General features: G+C 45.9%; 18 protein-coding genes, 3 rRNA genes and 1 riboswitch. Of the genes, 2 read left to right on the top strand and 19 right to left on the bottom strand.

All coding sequences use genetic code 11. The annotated features are described in order from the left end of the window. Window positions 1-121: 121 nt before the first annotated feature. From rsmA to MKY63_RS10270, 5 genes are all read right to left on the bottom strand, one after another. Window positions 122-1006, bottom strand: coding sequence for a 16S rRNA (adenine(1518)-N(6)/adenine(1519)-N(6))-dimethyltransferase RsmA (gene rsmA / locus MKY63_RS10250; RefSeq protein ID WP_036678815.1), 885 nt, complete (start codon window positions 1004-1006; stop codon window positions 122-124). Beyond that, on the bottom strand, window positions 1003-1554 hold the full coding sequence (gene rnmV / locus MKY63_RS10255; protein ID WP_036678817.1) for a ribonuclease M5: 552 nt from the start codon (window positions 1552-1554) through the stop codon (window positions 1003-1005). Before rnmV ends, rsmA begins: the two co-directional genes overlap by 4 nt. A gap of 175 nt (window positions 1555-1729) precedes the next feature. After that, window positions 1730-2896 (bottom strand): 3D domain-containing protein, encoded by a 1167-nt coding sequence (locus tag MKY63_RS10260; protein WP_036678820.1) that lies wholly within the window; start codon window positions 2894-2896, stop codon window positions 1730-1732. Between the two features lie 285 nt (window positions 2897-3181). Further along, a riboswitch (cyclic di-AMP (ydaO/yuaA leader) is annotated at window positions 3182-3411 on the bottom strand. 198 nt (window positions 3412-3609) lie between these two features. Next, window positions 3610-4380, bottom strand: a complete 771-nt coding sequence (locus MKY63_RS10265; RefSeq protein ID WP_036678823.1) for a TatD family hydrolase — start codon at window positions 4378-4380, stop codon at window positions 3610-3612. Between the two features lie 51 nt (window positions 4381-4431). Continuing rightward, window positions 4432-5715, bottom strand: coding sequence for an HD domain-containing protein (locus tag MKY63_RS10270; RefSeq protein ID WP_038568006.1), 1284 nt, complete (start codon window positions 5713-5715; stop codon window positions 4432-4434). Window positions 5716-6010: 295 nt separating this feature from the next. Between MKY63_RS10270 and MKY63_RS10275 the strand changes: the two genes are divergently transcribed. After that, complete coding sequence (locus MKY63_RS10275; RefSeq protein ID WP_036678829.1) at window positions 6011-6265, top strand: AbrB/MazE/SpoVT family DNA-binding domain-containing protein; 255 nt, start codon at window positions 6011-6013, stop codon at window positions 6263-6265. 405 nt (window positions 6266-6670) lie between these two features. Here MKY63_RS10275 and rsmI read toward each other — a convergent pair whose 3' ends face one another. The 10 genes from rsmI to MKY63_RS10325 form a co-directional block, all read right to left on the bottom strand. Beyond that, a complete protein-coding gene (gene rsmI / locus MKY63_RS10280; protein ID WP_038568004.1) occupies window positions 6671-7582 on the bottom strand; it encodes a 16S rRNA (cytidine(1402)-2'-O)-methyltransferase in 912 nt (303 codons plus the stop codon). Beyond that, complete coding sequence (locus MKY63_RS10285) at window positions 7579-8352, bottom strand: tRNA1(Val) (adenine(37)-N6)-methyltransferase (RefSeq protein WP_036678833.1); 774 nt, start codon at window positions 8350-8352, stop codon at window positions 7579-7581. The genes rsmI and MKY63_RS10285 overlap by 4 nt, the downstream gene beginning before the upstream one ends. 109 nt (window positions 8353-8461) lie before the next feature. After that, window positions 8462-8827 (bottom strand): DNA replication initiation control protein YabA, encoded by a 366-nt coding sequence (gene yabA, locus MKY63_RS10290; RefSeq protein WP_036678835.1) that lies wholly within the window; start codon window positions 8825-8827, stop codon window positions 8462-8464. Between the two features lie 30 nt (window positions 8828-8857). Further along, complete coding sequence (locus MKY63_RS10295; protein ID WP_036678838.1) at window positions 8858-9658, bottom strand: stage 0 sporulation family protein; 801 nt, start codon at window positions 9656-9658, stop codon at window positions 8858-8860. A 139-nt stretch (window positions 9659-9797) separates the two neighbouring features. Then, window positions 9798-10772 (bottom strand): DNA polymerase III subunit delta', encoded by a 975-nt coding sequence (holB, locus tag MKY63_RS10300; protein WP_076099912.1) that lies wholly within the window; start codon window positions 10770-10772, stop codon window positions 9798-9800. A 17-nt stretch (window positions 10773-10789) separates the two neighbouring features. Continuing rightward, window positions 10790-11233 carry a YaaR family protein gene (locus MKY63_RS10305; protein ID WP_036678842.1) on the bottom strand — a complete coding sequence of 148 codons (444 nt, stop codon included), beginning with the start codon at window positions 11231-11233 and terminating at the stop codon, window positions 10790-10792. Between the two features lie 52 nt (window positions 11234-11285). Continuing rightward, entirely contained in the window at window positions 11286-11615 is a 330-nt protein-coding gene (locus tag MKY63_RS10310; protein WP_036678844.1) for a cyclic-di-AMP receptor, read from the bottom strand. Window positions 11616-11741: 126 nt separating this feature from the next. Beyond that, window positions 11742-12383 (bottom strand): dTMP kinase, encoded by a 642-nt coding sequence (gene tmk / locus MKY63_RS10315; protein WP_036678846.1) that lies wholly within the window; start codon window positions 12381-12383, stop codon window positions 11742-11744. Further along, complete coding sequence (locus MKY63_RS10320) at window positions 12384-13922, bottom strand: aminotransferase class I/II-fold pyridoxal phosphate-dependent enzyme (RefSeq protein WP_339812703.1); 1539 nt, start codon at window positions 13920-13922, stop codon at window positions 12384-12386. 212 nt (window positions 13923-14134) lie between these two features. Continuing rightward, window positions 14135-14320: a sigma factor G inhibitor Gin gene (locus MKY63_RS10325; RefSeq protein ID WP_036678851.1), complete on the bottom strand. Its 186-nt coding sequence runs from the start codon at window positions 14318-14320 to the stop codon at window positions 14135-14137. Between the two features lie 209 nt (window positions 14321-14529). Here MKY63_RS10325 and MKY63_RS10330 point away from each other — a divergent pair, with 209 nt between their 5' ends. Further along, on the top strand, window positions 14530-15054 hold the full coding sequence (locus MKY63_RS10330; protein WP_036678854.1) for a hypothetical protein: 525 nt from the start codon (window positions 14530-14532) through the stop codon (window positions 15052-15054). A gap of 60 nt (window positions 15055-15114) precedes the next feature. On the opposite strand, the gene MKY63_RS10335 is transcribed toward MKY63_RS10330, so the two are convergent. The 4 genes from MKY63_RS10335 to MKY63_RS10350 all read right to left on the bottom strand — a co-directional run bounded on the left by MKY63_RS10335 (window position 15115) and on the right by MKY63_RS10350 (window position 20748). Continuing rightward, window positions 15115-15528: a hypothetical protein gene (locus MKY63_RS10335; RefSeq protein WP_036678856.1), complete on the bottom strand. Its 414-nt coding sequence runs from the start codon at window positions 15526-15528 to the stop codon at window positions 15115-15117. Window positions 15529-15786: 258 nt separating this feature from the next. Next, window positions 15787-15903, bottom strand: a 5S ribosomal RNA gene (gene rrf, locus MKY63_RS10340). Window positions 15904-16032: 129 nt separating this feature from the next. Further along, window positions 16033-18958: ribosomal RNA gene (locus tag MKY63_RS10345) — 23S ribosomal RNA — on the bottom strand. Window positions 18959-19190: 232 nt separating this feature from the next. After that, a 16S ribosomal RNA gene (locus tag MKY63_RS10350) occupies window positions 19191-20748 on the bottom strand. Together the 16S, 23S and 5S rRNA genes form the textbook arrangement of a ribosomal RNA operon. Window positions 20749-21055 lie beyond the last annotated feature (307 nt).

Consider the following 21055-nt stretch of genomic DNA (forward strand, 5'->3'; position numbering starts at 1 on the left):
TGGTTCATAACTCGCCATATTTTTAAAATATAAGAATGTATAATGCTCCACCAGAATAACATCCTTATATTTCTACGAGAAACGGTTGTCGTCCTTTAAGACAACAACCGTTTCTTATTGCTTATTCAATTCCAGCGGCTAGCAAAACACCGCTTAAGCGGGCGTATTCTTCAAGACTGAGTGTTTCTCCGCGACGGGTCGGTTCAATACCCGCTTCTGCGAGTAAAGCCTCCAGCTGCTCACGTCCTTGTTCAGGGAAGTAACGAGCCTTCAGATTGTTAGCAATCGTCTTGCGGCGCTGTGTGAAAGAAGCGTGAACCACTTCAAAGAAATGCTTCTCACTCTCCACCTTTACCGGAGGATGCTCTCTAACCTTCAGACGGATAACAGCAGACTCCACATTAGGTTGAGGGATGAATACCGTACGCGGCACGATACAGACGAGCTCAGGCTCGCTGTAGTACTGCACGGCAATGCTAAGACTTCCGTATTCCTTTCCACCTGGAGATGCAGCCATACGCTCCGCAACCTCCTTCTGAATCATTACAACGATGTTATCAAGGGGAAGCTTCTCTTCAAGCAGCTTCATCAGAATCGGAGTAGTCACATAATAAGGCAGGTTAGCAACCACACTGACCTTGTTCACAGTGGTGAAATCTTCCTTGAACATTTCCTGCAAGTTCACATTGAGGACATCATCGTTACGAACCTTAACATGGGGATAAGGGGAAAGTACGTCTTTTAATATTGGAATCAGTCTACGGTCAATCTCTACGGCAGTTACAGCACCGGCTGTTAGTGCCAGACGTTCCGTCAGCGCTCCAATTCCCGGCCCGATCTCCAGCGCCCCAGAATCGCTATCTAGTCCAGCAGCGTCTACAATCTTGTCCAAAATATTTTGATCAATCAAAAAATTCTGTCCCAGGCTTTTCTTAAACTTGAATCCATAACGTTGAATAATCTCTTTGGTCCGTTTTGGAGTCGAAATTTCCTCTCTACCACTCATGAAGTAATGCCTCCCTGATCAATTTGGGCGAGAGCCCCGGCAAATTCCTCCCGCGTAATCCCAAACATCGCCAGCCGCTTGTACAGCTGTTTGCCGTTACAATATCCGATTCCAAGCAAATTACCAAGCGCCATACGTCTTTCAGCAGCCCGAGGGTGTACAAGCATTCCAGCGGCCATAAGGTCATCAATACCAATCAAAGCAGGTGCTCCTTCAAAAGAGGTATGTACATTACGCAGCGCATGACGAATCGCCTCTGGCGATGCATTCTCTACACCGATATCCCCTTTTCGAGTTGCGTCCTTCTCCGGAATAAAAGCATGCTTGCAGCCCGGCACCTTCGCTGAAACGATTTTACGAATTCGCTCCCCGGCATGGTCCGGGTCCGTAAGAATAATAACCCCTCTGCGTTCCATAGCTAGCGCAATCTTCGCAATTACAGTCCGGTTTACAGCAGAGCCGCCTGTCTCAATCGTATCTGCTTCCACAGCACGCTTAATGGCTACGGTATCGCTTTTGCCTTCAACGACGATTAATTCCTTAATCATATTTCTTGACTCCTTCCAAAAAAAGCAAAAAGAAGAGGATTCGCTCCTCTTCTTTTGGTTAAAGAATGTATAAGTGATGAGCGGTTGCTCTGCGATCAACGAAATGATCATCCAGCGTTCCTTACGGTTATCATCACTATAGCTTATCAAAGGATTTTTTGCAAAAGCTTCAGTTCTAGTTAAGCTCTGGTTTCACAGGTCCAATCACATATACGGTACGTGATTTACGGCCGAAATTACGAGCATGGCTCAGGGAATCATAATAGACATCCACTTTATTGCCTTTAATGGCACCGCCAGTATCCTCTGCACGGCGGAATCCAAGCCCATCGATATAAACCCACCAGCCAATAGGAATTACATTCGGATCTACTGCAATTGTACGACCTTCCGTTACGCGTGTTCCGGAGGCAGTTTTAGTACCTATTCCTGGCTCTTCTGACGAATAAGCTGTCATGGAGACGTTCTTAATCATCTTCTTGTACTCAAAGTCTACGCCAGCCTTGCTTGTGACGTTCTTAGTCTTAGCGCTAACTTTAGTCGTTTTGGAGGTAGTGCTTGATTTGGAAGTTGTTGTAGCTTTAGCAACTACAGTAGGCTTAGGAAGTGCTTTAGTACCAACGGCAATGATCTTATCTTTTGTTACCGTTTGTACTTCCTTGCCGATCATGCGCATAGAGGCCAGTTCTCCGTCTTGATAGATCTTTTCAATATGCTGAACCATGACGCCTGGTTTGCCTGCCTGTGCCACTCTAACTGTTCCCACAGTAAGGGAGGGATCTGCTGTCTTAATAACACGGAAAGGTAAGTTAGTTGTTCGCTGTACCGTTTGCTTGTTGATACGAACGATCTTAATCTCCATGTCAGCAGAGATGGTGGTGTCTAACGAAGGAAAAATCTTATCATAGCCTTCTAGGTTGATACCCAGTTTGTCAATCGCCTGACCGATAGTGTCTTCGGTCGTATATAACGTTTTTGTTGCTCCGTCCGCAGTAAGGCTAAATTTCTGCGCACGATTGATAACGACACGGTCACCGTCTTTTATTTCATCACTCAGACCTAAAGATAATTCATCATGCGGCTGCAGCGAAATTTGCTCTTTCTCCAACACATCACCAAGAAGTGCTTCTCGCGTTTCAAGTGTCTGTGTTTGCCCGTCTATTACTAAAACAAATTGTTTGTTACTTTGACCGTGTACGTACAGCAGAATTAACAGCGCGATTGCGATTGAAATCACACCTGCAAGTAAAAGTACGCGAGTATTTACTTGCTCCCACCGTAATGCGAAAGACCTGCTGGATGACTGCGAATCATGGGATACCTCTGGTTGGAATAAGCCCATTCTCTCCATCCTCCTTACATAGCCTCGTCGTCAATTTGTATATCATGAGGACTGAATTTCTTTGACGAAACTATTTGAGATTGTCACAGGATACGCACGTATTAACTTAGCGTCTCCTGCTCATGGATCGCCTGCTCGGCACAGCTACTCCCACACCTGTTATATAACAGTATGCGGGCAACATTCAGTTTATTCAAAAATAAAGAAGCCTAAAAAGAGTTCTCTTGAGGACTCTTTCGTGGCTTCTCCGATGTCAGAATACGCGGGAATGTTTGTGCACGAGGTTGCCTCTCTTACTTGCGCTTACGGGGTTAGCTGTCGGGTTCGGACGAAAGAGAGACGCCCTATTTCAGGTCACCCGCTCACGGCGGTTGCCCTTAAATTCACCCCAAAGACCACGTGAAGAAATCAAATATTGTTCTGCGGCAATTCCTAGTCGTATTCAAGATACAGGCATGCGGCAGTTCAATATTGGTTCCCCCGTTCTCCATACGGAGACTCAGCGAGACGATCCATGAATCAATGGCTGTCACAATAACAACAGCTCACATCACTGAAAAGATGATATCCTGTTTTGATGCATGTTGTAAAGGACGATTCAACCACGTTTAAGCAAATATATGGTTAAAATATTGTAATAATCAGCCGTTTTTATATTAAAAAAGTTTAATATATCGGCTATTCTCTATTTTTCACCCGTTTTACTCCTGTTTTCAGACAATCCCAAATCGTTCCAGTGCGTTCGCATACGTAATTTTAGCCAATTCTTCCCATGTTAACCCTTTAATTTCAGCCGCAGCCTCTGCTACTAACTTCACATGAGCACTCTCATTTCGCTTGCCACGGAAGGGGTGTGGAGTCAAATATGGAGCGTCTGTTTCGATCAATAATCGGTCCAATGGCGTCTGTGCAAGCACCTCTTTAGGCACTCTGGCATTTTTGAACGTTATCGGTCCTCCAAATGACAAATGAAATCCAAGGTCTAGACACATTTTTGCTGTTTCCCAGCTGCCTGAGAACGAATGCATCACGCCACCAATTTCATTTGCTTTTTCCTCCCGTAAAATCCGTACAACATCTTCATGAGCATCACGGTCATGTATACAGATTGGCATTTTTAGTTCACGGGCTAGTCCGATTTGTTTGCGGAAGACCTCCTGCTGCACATCCTTGGGAGAGGTATCCCAATAATAATCCAATCCAATCTCTCCGATGGCCACCACTTTTTCATGGCTGCAAAGAGAGGCGATCCAATCGAGGTCCCCCTCTTTCATATCAATCGCATCCTGTGGATGCCAGCCCACCGCTGCATAAATATAATCATAAGATTCAGCCAGCTTCATCGTTGAAGGGATCGTTTCCCGATTAAATCCAATATTGATCATCTTGCTAACTCCGGCCTCTACTGCACGAGCAATAACTTCCTCGCGATCCTCGTCGAATTGAGGCGCATCTAGATGTGTATGTGTGTCGAACAGATACATTTTAAAGCTCACTCCTTGTTGTTTTTATCAATAGTTCCATAAATATTTGTATTATTTTGCAAAAATCTCTGCTACAGAAGAGGGCAAGCGTGTAAGGGCTTTTTTCAGCTTATCCTGTGGGAAATATAGATGATATCTGCCACGATGAATTCCGCTTATTGAGCGCACAATATCCGATACCTCTGAAATTTCCCGCAATTGCTCATTCCGATCAAGCAGTAAAATTTGATTATTGTCGAAGGCTGCTCCTGGACGGAACACATCATAAGGCAAATCTGTCGGATAATCAATCTCTAGGTCATATTCTGGGTTAAGTCCCACTCCCGCAAAACTGCTGCGGATTTCCGTAATCATATCTGTATCCAAATTCTCGATCTCTACATATTTATACAGTTTACGATGAATAAAACGGGTACACAAGTCGCTTAATAACTCATCTTCTTCAAGTGTCCATTGCATAAAAGCAGTCTGTACCAGTGCCTCATCAAGCATTAAATATTGCTTCACTGTTACTTCTCCTCGAAAGAGATCTTCCAGCGGAGCGATCATAAAGCGAAATTTGTACCCCTCTTGGAACAATTCTTTAGCTCTACGGAAGATTTGACGCAAAATAATTTCAGAGCTGCGCGTCACCGGATGAAAATATACCTGCCAGTACATTTGATAACGTGACATTAAATAATCTTCAATGGCATGCATACCTGATTCTTTTACTACAATCCGCCCATTATAAGGACGAAGCATTCTCAAAATCCGATCAATGTCGATGGTTCCATAGTTTACACCTGTATAGTACGCATCACGCAGCAAATAATCCATACGATCAGCATCCAGCGGACTGGAAACCAAATTGACAACAATTTCATGCTCATAAGTCTTAGAGATAACTGAAGCTACTTTACGAGGAAAATCTTCCTCCACATCACGCAATATTTCGGTAATCTCCGTGTCCTCCAAAATAATCCGGCAGGTCCAATCCTCATGGTTCATTTCAAAAGCTTCTTCTATAGAATGGGAAAATGGGCCATGCCCTAAATCATGCAGCAAAGCCGCACACAAAGTAAGCAAACTTTCTTCCGGAATCCAATCCTTATACCCGCTGCGCTCAAATTGCGAAATGATTCTTCGTGTAATTTCATATACTCCTAAAGAATGAGAAAATCGACTATGCTCTGCACCATGGAAAGTGAGATATGAGGTACCTAACTGGCGAATCCGGCGTAAACGCTGAAATTCTTTTGTATTAATTAGTCGCCAAATAATCGTATCCTGTACATGAATATAATTATGAACGGGATCCTTGAAAACCTTTTCTTCCGTGAGCGGCTGCTTCATGAGATCAACTCCTTCTAATAATTTAATATGATTTTAACTAATATCAGTATATAATAAGTAATTATGTCGTACTTTGTCGAAAAGTATCATTTTTGGTCTTGGTAAATCGACAAAATGCTTTCAGGGTAATTCTTAATTTTTATAGGGACATTCAAAGTTCTTATGGAAATTTTCTTATTCAGCCTATGAAAAAAGGTTGACTGATTTGGGAATCGTTGGTATTATAAGTATCATAAAACAGTGAACAATGTCGAATAATGACGTTTTTGGAACATTGAGAGGAGTAACGATTGTTATGATGAAATCAACAGGAATTGTAAGAAAAGTAGACGAACTTGGACGGGTTGTTATTCCTATTGAATTACGCCGTACACTTGGCATTGGCGAAAAGGACGCACTGGAAATTTACGTTGATGGCGAACGGATTATGCTTAAAAAGTATGAGCCTGCCTGCATTTTCTGTGGCAACGCTGAGAACGTAACTTACTTTAAAGGAAAAATAGTTTGTCATGAATGCATTTCTTCCATCCCTACCCCTGTGACAAACTAAATTAAATAGTATATAATAGAACTAATCAAATTGTTAATTCTAACCTTTTCATATCTCCTTGACCTCCCGTGACCGCGGGAGGTATTTTTTATGTCTGGGTTTGCCCTCCCTAAGGGCAATGTACTTCAAGACGGAACCAGTAATACTTAGTTGTATTTCTTACAGTTATTTTAAATGATTTTTACCATTAAACGAATTAATTGTATTTTGTACACTTATATTCCCTATATCTCCGTGAAATCAATCATTTCCACCTTTATAACTGTATGAAGTACAACTAAACGAACAAATACATAAAAAAATTCAAAAATAACTGTACAAAGTACATTTAACCCACAGATAAATCATTCAAGCTCGGGCCGTTTCCAAGAACCCTTAGTTATTCTAAGAGTTCGTCTACAACACTTACTCTTCTGCTCTATCAAGCAACGCATTATAAATATCCCGTTTGGCTACACCCCGGTCTGATGCCGCTTTTTTCATAGCCTCTTTACGTGGCACATCCTGTGCTTCGTAATGAGCTACATGTTCTTCAATGCTTAACTGACGCCACCACGCCGATTCTGCGATTTCAGCATCTTCCTTGCTCTCCCCTTCTACGACAATAACATATTCGCCTAGCGGAGGATGTTCAGCAAGCCAAAGTGTACATTCCTCAATCGAACCGCGTAGAAACTCCTCATATCTTTTCGTTAATTCACGTGCCAACACAATCTGGCGATTGCCGAATGCTTCTTGAAGATGAGCAAGTGTCTTAACTACGCGATGGGGAGATTCGTAGAACAACAAAGTTCCTTGAGCCGAACGAAGTGGACTTAATACTGCTCGGATGTCCTTACGCTCTCGGGGAAGAAAGCCGATAAAAGTGAACGTATTTGTAGATAGACCAGAAGCGATCAAAGCTGACAACGCTGCGTTAGCTCCAGGGATAGGAATCACCGGAATTCCATGACTTATAGCAAGGGCTACAAGATCCGCTCCAGGGTCAGAAATCGCTGGTAAACCGGCATCGCTGACGAGTGCCAAATTTTTTCCTTCTATTATATAGCGTACAAGCTCAGGTCCACTGGCGGCCTTATTATGCTCATGATAACTAAACAACATCGAAGGTGAAATCTCAAAGTGGCTGAGTAATTTCCGGGTCTGTCTCGTATCTTCCGCGGCAATAATATCACATTCCTGTAAAGTGCGGACTGCACGATAGGTCATATCCTCCAGATTACCGATAGGTGTAGCCACCAGAAAAAGCGACCCTGTTGTCTCCTGAGTACTGGTATTAGTCTTATTTTGAAAACTGCTTTGGCATGATATCGTCATGATTTACCCTCTTTAGCACCATAGTAGATGTCCATAATCTCTGGACAGTATTGATTGTCCTCATTATATACGATGAGCGGTGGTTGTAAACGAACCTCAGGCTTTCCATCACGTGCAGCTTCGATTAATACCATATTAGCCTCTAGATGGGCACGTGGATGTACAAACCGAATAATCTTTGGCTCGAGTCTATATTGTCTCATAAGACTGATAATATCAACCAACCGTTGTGGTTTATGAACCATACTTACCTTTCCGCCCGTCCGAACCAATCGCACACAAGCCTGAATAACCTCCTCCAGAGTACAGCCTATCTCATGACGAGCCATAGCCTGATGGTTGTTCAGCTTCAGATCACTGCCATTAAGCGGCATATAAGGAGGGTTCACCGTTATTGCATCATACACACCATGTCCTGCGGTAGTATATAACTCGCGTAAATCACCTTCATGAATTACAACCTGATCCTGAAGGCCATTGAGAGCCACACTACGACGAGCCATATCAGCTAAACGAGGTTGTATTTCAATACCTTCTATAGAAGCTTTTGTCCGGGTAGTCATTAAAATCGGTATTACACCATTTCCCGTACAAAGATCTAGAACTCTTCCACGTGGCGGAACACTGGCGAAACGAGCAAGCAATACAGCATCCATAGAAAAGCTAAATACTTCATCACTTTGAATAATGCGCAGGTCATGCGTTAGTAAATCATCCACCCGCTCCGTCGGTAACAAGGGGACAGATATATCATTAAAAGAATTCGTCATGTAATAATCTCCTAAAGGTTTTGTTGAAAAAAACTTGCTTCAAATGCATATGCCTATTGGCCAAAATTCAAAAAAAACCGTAGGATTAATCTCCTACGGCTGGATATCCTCATTTATTAAGAAAAGAAAGACAGAACAGACAGTCACCTTCCGTGCGTAAATGTCCAAAATAAACATTACAGATGTGAAAGCCTTCGTGGTAAAGTCGAGCCAAGTTGTCATAACCTTCCCCGACAACCTCTTCTGTTCCCTCTCCGGTAGCTAAAAGAGCTTCCGCCTCCGCAGAATCTACGGTAGGATCCAAAGGTGCATCCCGCTTTAAAATTTTGCGAAGCTGTTCATTCTCCAGAGTTAACCTCTGGTTAGCTTCCATCAGTTCTTTTACCGTCTGTTTCCATTCTCCAAGATTGGCGCGCATCGTTTCCATCTGCGCTTCCATATCCTGCATGTGTGCAAATATATTTTTCTTCTCCAAGTTTCCACCCCGAAAGTAACCTTATATGGTTTACTTGACGACAACATCATCCATTGGAAGTTCCTTAACTTTGCCCACTTCAAACAACTGTACATGAACCGTACGGTTTCCGGCATTGATTCCTACTACTTTGCCATCCCCCAATGAGGTCACGACAATCTTGCCGACCGCTGGCATTTCTTCCTTTACACTCTCATAATTGTCATGCTCAAATTTCAAACAACACATCAGACGTCCACAAAGTCCGGAAATCTTGGTCGGATTAAGTGAAAGGTTCTGATCCTTGGCCATTTTTATGGATACGGGTTCAAAATCCCCTAACCAAGAGGAGCAACAAAGCACTCGTCCACAAGGTCCAAGTCCACCTAGCATCTTTGCTTCATCACGTACCCCAATTTGCCGAAGCTCAATGCGGGTCCGAAAAATACTTGCCAGATCCTTAACCAATTCTCTAAAATCAACGCGTCCTTCGGCCGTAAAGTAAAATATAATCTTATTACGGTCAAAAGTAAACTCTACATCTACGAGCTTCATTTTGAGACCGTGGTCGCGTATTTTATTTAAACAGGTGGTAAAAGCCTCCTTAGCGGCGCTTTTGTTCTCCTCAACTACGCGTGCGTCGGTTTCTCCGGCAATACGCATCACTTTTTTGAGGGGTAGTACAACATCGGACTCCTCCACCTCTTTTTTGCCTACGACAACCTTACCGTATTCCACCCCACGTGCTGTCTCAACAATAACACATTGATCTCGTTCAATCGGAAAATCAAGTGGATCAAAATAATATATTTTACCCGCTTTTTTAAAACGGACACCTACTACGCTGTACAAAAATTAACCCCCTTGTTTGCCGGTAAAAGGAACCTATGGGCATGTCCGCTCCCTGATGATCCATGCTTGTCCTTCCTCGTCTGTTAAAACGATACTTCCAGGTAAAGCGACATCCGGAGGATATATCATTGCTAATCCTTTAACTTTCCAGTCGGATTAAGAACTGCTCCAGACACAACTGGGCATTGGCATTGGAACGCAGCTTCTTAGTACTCTCTGCTGCATATCCCATATAAGCCACCCATTGTTCCGCACTGCGCCCACGGGCATGCCTGGAAATAAAGTCTAACTGATCTATAAAAACGATACTTTCATGCTTGCGGTACAGGAAGTAGAGCATATCTTTAAACCATAGATGGAACATGCTGAAAAGGATATCCAAATGTTCAGCGAGCCCAGTCTTGAACAGCTTCTGCCCGGCAGTTGCTACCGTGGAGCTGCCCTTGCTTAAGGACTCCTTAGCTAATTGTAACACTAGATTTCTCATTTCTGCAAACCAATTCTGTTCCAAAAGTTCCCTGCAACCATCAAGTCCCGAACTGAGTGATACTGCACATCGAGCTAAGGGGATCGGCACACCCTCACTTGCTAGCGCTTGAAGCATAATATCCGGATTTAACGGACTAAATGGAATCCGCTGAGTCCGTGACTGAATCGTCGGCAATAAAGAACGACTATTATCAGATATTAGGATTCCTACTGCTGGAGCTGGCGGTTCTTCCAGAAACTTCAACAAACTATTGGCAGCTTGTACCGTCATTTTGTCTGCCCCATCTATAATATAAACCTTTGGATTCACACCCTCAGATCGATAGGAAAAGACACGCTGCAGCTCACGGATCTGATCTATTTTTATGCTTGCACCGTCGGGCTGCAGCAATGACAAATCAGGATGGTTTCCATGCTCAACCTTTCGGCACTCTAGACATTCGCCACAGGCGTCATCCTTGCTTTCAGTGCAAAAAATTGCTTGGGCAAACATCAGCGCCGTCTTCATTTGTCCACTGCCTGCTGGTCCTGTAAATAAATAAGCATGGCTCACAGCGTCCTTGCGCAAGGCATTTTGGAGTAGCCGTTTAGCATGCTCCTGGCCTACTATATCATGAAAAGGCATAATTTCCTCCCAAAACTTTAAAAAGAAAGGTTGATTAACAACCCGCGAATTTCTCCAACACGTCCCAACAGATCTATTCGGCCCTGCTCACTATTCAGCAGATCGTCTGCCATAGATAGCAAAGCCGCATCAATTTCCTCAAGCAGCTTGTAACGCTTGCCCCGCCCACGTCTATCCCATCCACGTGTCTCTTTCAGTATAACGCCTCTACGCGCGGTTTCTTCCAGAAACCTTTTGATCATCATCCGGTAAATGGTGAGTTCACGAATGGTCATAGACTTAGATAAACGGTCGCCTTGTGACTGTATTTCTTTGATCTGGCGGTTTAGTTCATCTTTGGTTTTCTGTTCACCTTGCTGCTGAAAAACGTCAGAGAACGATTTCTGCTGAACAGGCTTATTAGCCCCTTCTGCATTTGGAAGCTCACTCTTTAAGGGCCTATATCCCGGATTGATCTTCAAAGGTTATCTACCGCCCCTTTTTTTGTAAATGACTTGCTCATTTATATTATACTTAATAATGTTCGAAACGATCTACAGGAAGCACGAATACAGTAGCGCCACCGACCTGTACTTCAACAGGGAGCGGTAAATAGGAATCCGTCGTGCCACTCATCGGAGTTACTGGAGTGACTAGTTGTTCACGCACTTTACAGCTGTTACGGATAACGTTCAATACAGCTTCGATCTGACTGTCTTCTACCCCAATCATAAATGTCGTATTTCCCGCCCGCAGAAATCCACCTGTACTTGCGAGTTTGGTAGCACGGAAATTGGCTTTTACTAGCTCACTGGATAACCGGTTACTGTCTTTATCCTGGATAATTGCAATGATCAACTTCATCTTCGCATTCCCTCCCAAAAAAGTTTTATGGAGTATTACTACTTAATGTGTTCTTAGTAGTAACCTCACTTCATAAGCAAACGCTTAGTTATATGCCACTTCTCTTATTATATTAGACAAAACACCCTAAAAACCCTTTAATACTCTCTCTTCAAGAGTTCTCACGATATCTTGTTCTACCAGATGAATAGGGCGGTTTGCATCAAGAACTACTATTCTCTCCGGATTCGCCTTAATTAATAAATGATAACCTTCACGAACCTTCTGATGAAAGGCAAGACTCTCCATATCCAGACGATTGACTTCGCGATCTTGATTGGCCGCAATCCGTGATAATCCAATCTCAGGGTCTACATCCAGATAAAAGGTTAGATCCGGCATGCGATTTCCAATAGCAAAGCGGTTAATACTCCACACCTCTTCCATACCTAATCCTCTTGCATGTCCTTGATAAACGAGACTACTGTCTACAAAGCGGTCACAGAGGACTGTAAGCCCTTCTCTAAGAGCTGGCTCTACTACTTCAGCGAGATGTTGGCTTCTTGATGCAGCGTACAGCAATGCCTCTGTACGTGCATCCATTGCAGTATGGGCAGGATCCAGAATAATAGAGCGAATTTTTTCGGCGATTTCTATGCCTCCAGGTTCACGTGTAATTCGATAGGGCATGGACCGATTCTGCAAATATGCTGCTACTCTGCCCAGTACCGTTGTTTTTCCGGAGCCTTCGCCCCCTTCTAATGTTATGAAGAAACCTTCTTTGCCCACTTATACTTCTCCGCCCTTCTGAATGTTGTATACCTTAATACGCTGCAAGACCGGATCAGCACAAGCCTGGAACTTCGCGCCTCCATAAGCTAAACCAGTCAGTCTTTGCTGTATCTGATCTGTGATGACCTCACCCGGATATAATAATGGAATGCCTGGTGGATAGGGAATTACCATTTCTGCAGCTACTCTCCCCACGCTGTGTTCAAGATTAATACTTTCTACCTCATTGACTGATACCGGCTTCAAAGAGAAGGGAACAGGTGCTGAGATTTGTAAAACATTCAAATTGTTCCACGTGGAAATATTTCGAGATTCTGAAATGGCAGCTGTGTGCGGTGATTCGGATGTATCCTCCGAATCTATTTCCCGCAGCGCCTGCAATAACCTTGCTGCATCTTCAGCCCTCGAACCGAGGCTGAACAGCAGCACTACGTGCCGGTCGTCACTCATCTCCGGCACACAGCCCTTAGCTTCGAGCCTGCGCTGCAGCTCGAAACCGCCTAGGACCCCGGTGGCGTCATAAATGACGACTTTGAAGGGGTCCTGCATCTCGTACGCCGCCTTATGCAGCGGCGTACCGTCGTGCAGCTGCTCTGCCGGCTGCACCAATCCATAGCGCGGCAGCTCGGCAAGGCCGCGCCGCAGGACATCCACGGCGGCCAGCCCCGCCGTGAAAGCATCGCTGCCCCGGCTGTGCAGCAGCCGCCGGGCAAGATCAAGCGACGCCATCATAGGATATGATGGGCTGGAGCTCTGCACCATGGCGAGCCGCTGCGAGAGCAGGGCGCGGTCGAGCCGCTGCCCTTGAACATGCAGCATAGCGCCCATGGTCATTGCTGTGAGCATCTTGTGCGTGGACTGCACTACGCCATCCGCGCCACAAGCAAGCGCCCCGGCAGGCAGTGCCGGGTGCTGCCCGTAATGCGCCCCATGCGCTTCATCGACAAGCAGCGGTACTCCGCTGTCGTGGCAGATACGCGCGAGGGGCGCGAGGTCACTGCCCATGCCGTAGTAATTGGGCATGGTGACAAATACAGCGGCGGCTTCAGGATAGGCTGCAAGTGCAGCCTCAACAGCTTCTGCCGCCGGCGCTACTGCCAAGCCGCTGAGTGGATCAATCAGCGGCTCGACGAAAACAGCCCGCACTCCAGCTAACATAAGACCATGAATCACTGATTTATGCACATTTCGTTGAAGGATCAGAATCATTCCAGGCTCGGGGCAAGCCGTTAGAATCAGCGCTAGGTTGCCCGCCGTACTTCCGCCAACTAGAAAAAAGCTCTCCTCTGCGCCAAAGCAATCAGCAGCCAACTCCTGTGCTTCCTTAATGACTCCCTCAGGATGATGAAGATCATCCGTGCCGGTAATCTCCGTAACATCGTACTTCATAACCTCATCTAGATACCCAGCGCCTTCTACGCCGTCATATGCCGCTCCATTTTTATGTCCCGGCACATGATAAGATATATTACCCACAATTCTATATTGCTCCAGCATTTCGTATACAGGCGCCCTACATCGTTGTAATTTATTCATATTAAATTCCTTCCCATAGGGTTCCTTCTATTTTAACGTAAATATTCAAAAACTCCTATGTTTCCTCATAAAAGCATCTGACTGAACAGCAAAACGGCTCCCCCCGCTTAAACAACGAGGAAGCCGTATATGAATATCTCTAATGCAGTCCTTATATCTTTCATCCAGACCGCTCTCTTATCCGCATGAATTAACAGAGTTACTCTACTTACTTAAGCGTTCTTTTGCAATCCGATCTTCTTCATCTGGCCAATAAAAAAACGGTACTTAGCATCTTCTGCCTCGGTACGGATCATTTCTGCCTCACAATCCTCACAAATAAAATGCGAGACAATCACAATACCTTCTTCTTTTTCCTGTCCACAAATGATACAAGCTTGCCCGGTTTGCTGTTCCATAACCATCCCACCTTGACTCTTTTAAGAACAGTATGATACACCTTCTATCATTTTAAACCTTTTCATAGTTTTTTCATATCCTTCGTTTCGTGTATTATATATATTCCGCTGCCCCCATATCGGTGAATATTCGCCCATAGTTTAATAAAATGCTTTCATTCGCCGATATTAAGAACATATGAATCTGTGAGGAGGTTAGTCTATTTTATATGGAATCCAACACCAAAGGCGCTGCTACATTCTATCAATATAAATTAATCAAAAAAATTAATCTAACGGCACCTCTGCTGCGTGTTTATATTTTGCTCCCTTTTTTGGTCCTTGTGCTCGAGACAGTCTTTCTTTCTTGGTGGAGTATTCTCTACTTAATTATAGCTGCTCCGGTTATGTTCTGGGTTCAATATGTTATTTCACGCTCAGTACTTCTAATCTCCGGGCATCCTATTTCAAAAAGATGGTCCATCTCATTTAAAATCCCGTGGCTTGGCTTCATGCCAGATCAACACATTAGTTACCGCATTTTCCGTAAAGTACAGTTACATAATTTTTATATTGGTCTTTGTATTGCAGCTCTCTTTATTTTTTGGTCACCACCGGCATTTACAGTATCCCTGATTATTTGCCACTTGTGGCTTTTACTACCCCGTCTCTATACACTGTTCAAAATAAATCAACGCAACAAGGAAGGCATGCTGAAGTTTAATCCAACCGATGCCTCCTATTACTCTCAATAGAGTACGGTTAACCTGTATTCGCATATAAATAAATCGCCATCCATAAAGGACGGCGATTATTTATTTTGTCTTAAGACCTTTAATTAAGGCCTTCTTTTCTTTAGGAATCATAACTATAAAATAATCATCATGTACTGTTAAATGAACCGTTACTCCATCCTTCTGAAAAACACCAGATGAATCGGTATTCTCCTCTTCCTGTTCAACCCATCCCCAGGCCTTAATAGTATCCATATACTCCTCTGGGATACCATTCTTCTCCTTTAATCCAGGTAAAGAATAACGTACATAATCCATAGCAACGTTTGTCGTAGTCTGGTCTGGTGAGTACGCCTCTTGGGGTACAGGGAAATTCTTCTCGTTTAGCGCACCCTCAAAAGCATCCCAGCTGGGCGCTTTCGTACCGCAGCCTGCCAGTATTAAAGCTACTATACACGAAAAAATTAATATCTTAATAATTCTTGTTTGTTTCATGCCTTAAATCCTCCTTACCTCCACAATGCATCTAAAGACACAAGAAAATTCAAAGTTAGAATTTATGAGTAGTTCCTTCGTATTAGAGATGTTGCTTATTATTTGCACTTATCTATTATACTTGTATCGACCTCAGCGTCGGTAACAAAAATGTCACTCAATTACAGCCCCTTCAGATGTTGTACTCCCCTTCAAATATCACTCTTGTCCAAAAAAAACAAAAAAGCCACTGCTGATAAATCAACAATGGCTTAATGTGCTTGGCAACGTCCTACTCTCCCAGGACCCTTCGGTCCAAGTACCATCGGCGCTGGAGGGCTTAACGGTCGTGTTCGGGATGGGTACGCGTGGAACCCCTCCGCTATCGCCACCAAACATGCGTCTGTGAAACAGACGCTGCCGCGTGAAATTCGGTTCATCACCAGAAGTGACAATGAATTTCTAAGCGTATTTCAGGCTTGATCGCCTGAAAACTGAATCCGAAACGAATCTGCATTCTAAGTATAGGATAAGCCCTCGACCGATTAGTATTGGTCAGCTCCATGCATTGCTGCACTTCCACCTCCAACCTATCTACCTCGTCGTCTTCAAGGGGTCTTACTAATTGGGAAATCTCATCTTGAGGGGGGCTTCACGCTTAGATGCTTTCAGCGCTTATCCCGTCCGTACGTAGCTACCCAGCCATGCTCCTGGCGGAACAACTGGTGCACCAGCGGTACGTCCATCCCGGTCCTCTCGTACTAAGGACAGCTCCTCTCAAATTTCCTGCGCCCACGACAGATAGGGACCGAACTGTCTCACGACGTTCTGAACCCAGCTCGCGTACCGCTTTAATGGGCGAACAGCCCAACCCTTGGGACCTACTTCAGCCCCAGGATGCGATGAGCCGACATCGAGGTGCCAAACCTCCCCGTCGATGTGGACTCTTGGGGGAGATAAGCCTGTTATCCCCAGGGTAGCTTTTATCCGTTGAGCGATGGCCCTTCCATGCGGTACCACCGGATCACTAAGTCCGACTTTCGTCCCTGCTCGACTTGTAGGTCTCGCAGTCAAGCTCCCTTATGCCTTTGCACTCTGCGAATGATTTCCAACCATTCTGAGGGAACCTTGGAACGCCTCCGTTACTCTTTAGGAGGCGACCGCCCCAGTCAAACTGCCCGCCTGACACGGTCCCCGTACCCGATTAGGGTACTAGGTTAGAACCTAGATACGATCAGGGTGGTATCCCAACGGCGCCTCCACCGAAGCTTGCGCTCCGATTTCTACGGCTCCCACCTATCCTGTACAGATCGTACCCAAATTCAATATCAAGCTGCAGTAAAGCTCCATGGGGTCTTTCCGTCTTGTCGCGGGTAACCTGCATCTTCACAGGTATTAAAATTTCACCGGATCTCTCGTTGAGACAGCGCCCAAGTCGTTACGCCATTCGTGCGGGTCAGAATTTACCTGACAAGGAATTTCGCTACCTTAGGACCGTTATAGTTACGGCCGCCGTTTACTGGGGCTTCGGTTCATAGCTTCGGGTTACCCCTAACCACTCCCCTTAACCTTCCAGCACCGGGCAGGCGTCAGCCCGTATACTTCGCCTTGCGGCTTCGCACAGACCTGTGTTTTTGCTAAACAGTCGCTTGGGCCTTTTCACTGCGGCCCCCTCGTGCTATTCACACTACCGGGGCACCCCTTCTCCCGAAGTTACGGGGTCATTTTGCCGAGTTCCTTAACGAGAGTTCTTCCGCGCGCCTTAGAATTCTCTTCTCGCCTACCTGTGTCGGTTTGCGGTACGGGCACCTTCTCCTGGCTAGAGGCTTTTCTTGGCAGTGTGAGATCATGACCTTCGCTACTATAATTTTCGCTCCCCATCACAGCCCAGCCTTAATGATGTGCGGATTTGCCTACACATCAGCCTCACTGCTTAGACGGACATCCATCAGTCCGCGTCACTACCCTCCTGCGTCACCCCATCGCTCATAGCGGATTACGGTGGTACAGTAATTTCAAACTGTTGTCCTTCGACTACGCCTTTCGGCCTCGCCTTAGGTCCCGACTTACCCTGAGCGGACGAGCCTTCCTCAGGAAACCTTGGGCTTTCGGCGGATCAGATTCTCACTGATCTTTTCGTTACTCATACCGGCATTCTCACTTGTGTAGTGTCCAGCGCTCTTTTCAGTACACCTTCAACCCCTACACAACGCTCCCCTACCCCAGATACATAGTATCTAGCCATAGCTTCGGTGGTGTGTTTAGCCCCGTTACATTTTCGGCGCAGAGTCACTCGACCAGTGAGCTATTACGCACTCTTTCAATGGTGGCTGCTTCTAAGCCAACATCCTGGTTGTCTGTGCAACTCCACATCCTTTCCCACTTAACACACACTTGGGGACCTTAGCTGATGGTCTGGGCTGTTTCCCTTTTGACAATGGATCTTAGCACTCACTGTCTGACTCCCGGCAATAAGTATATGGCATTCGGAGTTTGACTGAGCTTGGTAATCCTTGCGGACCCCGCACCCAATCAGTGCTCTACCTCCACTACTCTTATACCGAGGCTAGCCCTAAAGCTATTTCGGGGAGAACCAGCTATCTCCGAGTTCGATTGGAATTTCTCCGCTACCCCCACCTCATCCCCGCACTTTTCAACGTACGTGGGTTCGGGCCTCCAGTGCGTGTTACCGCACCTTCACCCTGGACAGGGGTAGATCACACGGTTTCGGGTCTACGTCCACATACTCAATCGCCCTATTCAGACTCGCTTTCGCTGCGGCTCCACCTTCTCGGCTTAACCTTGCATGTTAAACGTAACTCGCCGGTTCATTCTACAAAAGGCACGCCATCACCCATAGATCGGGCTCTGACTTTTTGTAAGCACACGGTTTCAGGTTCTATTTCACTCCCCTTCCGGGGTGCTTTTCACCTTTCCCTCACGGTACTGTTTCACTATCGGTCGCCAGGTAGTATTTAGCCTTAGCAGATGGTCCTGCTGGATTCATACGGGGTTTCACGTGCCCCGCACTACTCGGGATCCGTCTCGGAGAGAACACAGTTTAGGTTACAGGGCTTTTACCTCTATCGCGGGCCTTTCCAGACCTCTTCACCTACCATATTCCTTTGTAACTCCATGTGAGACGTCCCACAACCCCTAAGAGCAAGCTCTTAGGTTTAGGCTGTTCCGCGTTCGCTCGCCGCTACTGACGGAATCACTATTGTTTTCTCTTCCTCAGGGTACTTAGATGTTTCAGTTCCCCTGGTCTGCCTCTACACACCCTATGTATTCAGGTATGAGTAACTGCGAATTACCACAGCTGGGTTTCCCCATTCGGACACCCCCGGATCAAAGCTTGCTTACAGCTCCCCGAGGCAGTTTCGTTGTTCGCCACGTCCTTCGTCGGCTCCTGGCGCCTAGGCATCCTCCGTGTGCTCTTATTAGCTTAACCTTGATTCTTCCGAAGAAAAATCTCACTAATAACATTTACTTGTTTACACAAGTTGCTAAAAGATGTTCTAAAACGCAAATTCGTTTCGGTATCCAGTTTTCAAGGATCAAGTCTTACTTGAGAGCTTAAACTCTCAAAACTGAGCAACGAGTGAGTAACAGGCCTAAACCTGAGTTTTGGAAGCTTAGCTTCCGATTTGAATGTCCTCATTGCAGAGAACGATTCTCCATAGAAAGGAGGTGATCCAGCCGCACCTTCCGATACGGCTACCTTGTTACGACTTCACCCCAATCATCTACCCCACCTTCGGCGGCTGGCTCCCTTGCGGGTTACCCCACCGACTTCGGGTGTTGTAAACTCTCGTGGTGTGACGGGCGGTGTGTACAAGACCCGGGAACGTATTCACCGCGGCATGCTGATCCGCGATTACTAGCAATTCCGACTTCATGCAGGCGAGTTGCAGCCTGCAATCCGAACTGAGACCGGCTTTGATGGGATTGGCTCCACCTCGCGGCTTCGCTTCCCGTTGTACCGGCCATTGTAGTACGTGTGTAGCCCAGGTCATAAGGGGCATGATGATTTGACGTCATCCCCACCTTCCTCCGGTTTGTCACCGGCAGTCACTCTAGAGTGCCCAGCATTACCTGCTGGCAACTAAAGTTAAGGGTTGCGCTCGTTGCGGGACTTAACCCAACATCTCACGACACGAGCTGACGACAACCATGCACCACCTGTCTCCTCTGTCCCGAAGGCCGCTGCTATCTCTAGCAGATTCAGAGGGATGTCAAGACCTGGTAAGGTTCTTCGCGTTGCTTCGAATTAAACCACATACTCCACTGCTTGTGCGGGTCCCCGTCAATTCCTTTGAGTTTCAGTCTTGCGACCGTACTCCCCAGGCGGAGTGCTTACTGTGTTAACTTCGGCACCAAGGGTATCGAAACCCCTAACACCTAGCACTCATCGTTTACGGCGTGGACTACCAGGGTATCTAATCCTGTTTGCTCCCCACGCTTTCGCGCCTCAGCGTCAGTTACAGCCCAGAAAGTCGCCTTCGCCACTGGTGTTCCTCCACATATCTACGCATTTCACCGCTACACGTGGAATTCCACTTTCCTCTTCTGTACTCAAGCCACCCAGTTTCCAGTGCGACCTCAGGTTGAGCCCAAGGTTTAAACACCAGACTTAAATAGCCGCCTGCGCGCGCTTTACGCCCAATAATTCCGGACAACGCTTGCCCCCTACGTATTACCGCGGCTGCTGGCACGTAGTTAGCCGGGGCTTTCTTCTCAGGTACCGTCACTCCGGTAGCAGTTACTCTACCGGACGTTCTTCCCTGGCAACAGAGCTTTACGATCCGAAAACCTTCATCACTCACGCGGCGTTGCTCCGTCAGGCTTTCGCCCATTGCGGAAGATTCCCTACTGCTGCCTCCCGTAGGAGTCTGGGCCGTGTCTCAGTCCCAGTGTGGCCGTTCACCCTCTCAGGTCGGCTACGCATCGTCGCCTTGGTGGGCCGTTACCCCACCAACTAGCTAATGCGCCGCAGGCCCATCCCTCAGTGACAGATTGCTCCGTCTTTCATTCTTCTCTCAGGAGAAAAAAGAAATTATCCGGTATTAGCTACCGTTTCCGGTAGTTATCCCAGTCTGAAGGGCAGGTTGCCTACGTGTTACTCACCCGTCCGCCGCTAAGTTATTTTGAAAGCAAGCTTTCAAAATAACTCCGCTCGACTTGCATGTATTAGGCACGCCGCCAGCGTTCGTCCTGAGCCAGGATCAAACTCTCCAATTAGTATTGAAAAGAGCGATATGCTCATTTTGAAACATCTGACGAGAAAATTAATTCTCTAATTTTGGATATCACTTACGTGATTTCCTACTCACTCGTTGTTCAGTTTTCAAAGATCAAGTTCTCGTTGGCGCCGTTTAATGTCTCAGCAGCAACTCTTATACTATATCATGTTCGGCTATTTAATGTCAAGCTCTTTTTTTAACTTCTTTTTCGAGCTCGGCATGTGTATTTCTTGGCCGGACTTAGAATATATCATGTATGGAGAAGCATTGCAAGAGTTTTTTTATATAAAATCAAAAGCATAAAA

This window comes from Paenibacillus sp. FSL R7-0189, from assembly GCF_037969925.1.
GTDB classification, from domain to species: domain Bacteria; phylum Bacillota; class Bacilli; order Paenibacillales; family Paenibacillaceae; genus Paenibacillus_AQ; species Paenibacillus_AQ odorifer.

Coding starts and splice junctions, on each gene's coding strand:
- MKY63_RS10260 (WP_036678820.1), bottom strand. CDS start 2,896: ATGGGCTTATTCCAACCAGAGGTATCCCATGATTCGCAGTCATCCAGC.
- rsmI (WP_038568004.1), bottom strand. CDS start 7,582: ATGACGATATCATGCCAAAGCAGTTTTCAAAATAAGACTAATACCAGT.
- MKY63_RS10265 (WP_036678823.1), bottom strand. CDS start 4,380: ATGTATCTGTTCGACACACATACACATCTAGATGCGCCTCAATTCGAC.
- rnmV (WP_036678817.1), bottom strand. CDS start 1,554: ATGATTAAGGAATTAATCGTCGTTGAAGGCAAAAGCGATACCGTAGCC.
- MKY63_RS10320 (WP_339812703.1), bottom strand. CDS start 13,922: ATGAATAAATTACAACGATGTAGGGCGCCTGTATACGAAATGCTGGAG.
- MKY63_RS10285 (WP_036678833.1), bottom strand. CDS start 8,352: ATGACGAATTCTTTTAATGATATATCTGTCCCCTTGTTACCGACGGAG.
- MKY63_RS10275 (WP_036678829.1), top strand. CDS start 6,011: ATGATGAAATCAACAGGAATTGTAAGAAAAGTAGACGAACTTGGACGG.
- MKY63_RS10270 (WP_038568006.1), bottom strand. CDS start 5,715: ATGAAGCAGCCGCTCACGGAAGAAAAGGTTTTCAAGGATCCCGTTCAT.
- MKY63_RS10335 (WP_036678856.1), bottom strand. CDS start 15,528: ATGAAACAAACAAGAATTATTAAGATATTAATTTTTTCGTGTATAGTA.
- holB (WP_076099912.1), bottom strand. CDS start 10,772: ATGCCTTTTCATGATATAGTAGGCCAGGAGCATGCTAAACGGCTACTC.
- MKY63_RS10330 (WP_036678854.1), top strand. CDS start 14,530: ATGGAATCCAACACCAAAGGCGCTGCTACATTCTATCAATATAAATTA.
- MKY63_RS10310 (WP_036678844.1), bottom strand. CDS start 11,615: ATGAAGTTGATCATTGCAATTATCCAGGATAAAGACAGTAACCGGTTA.
- rsmA (WP_036678815.1), bottom strand. CDS start 1,006: ATGAGTGGTAGAGAGGAAATTTCGACTCCAAAACGGACCAAAGAGATT.
- MKY63_RS10325 (WP_036678851.1), bottom strand. CDS start 14,320: ATGGAACAGCAAACCGGGCAAGCTTGTATCATTTGTGGACAGGAAAAA.